Origin of the sequence: Mesorhizobium sp. GbtcB19, from assembly GCF_019091085.1 — a bacterium.
GTDB lineage: Bacteria > Pseudomonadota > Alphaproteobacteria > Rhizobiales > Rhizobiaceae > Mesorhizobium.
On record NZ_JAGXJY010000151.1, the window covers coordinates 1 to 332 of the forward strand.

Here is a 332-nt window from a genome sequence, read left to right on the forward strand (position 1 = left end):
TAATTCATCAACTGTAAGCACGACGATTTCTTCTTGCGGTTCATTTACGTCTTTCACTTGCTTCATTGGATTACCCTCAATCAACACCTCATCAACAAAGAAACGAAACATCACCCGTAAAGTTTTCAGGCGTGTATTAATCGTAGAAGGGGAGAGCCCCACCTTTTTGCAATCATCTGGTTTGTAATTATGGTCTTCAAATTGTACCTTCTCGTTCTTCATAAATACTACGTAGTTGCGGATCACATCGGTCGTAATTGTATCGATATTTCTACTAAGACATTTATAATCTAGAAAATACGTAAAGTATCGAAAGTTTTCTTTATACTGAC

Annotated in this window: 1 protein-coding gene; it reads right to left on the reverse strand. The window is 36.7% G+C overall.

The features are described from left to right. Positions 1-332: phage integrase SAM-like domain-containing protein (locus tag KVT37_RS32005; protein ID WP_217578996.1), on the reverse strand; the 332-nt coding region annotated here is incomplete at both ends.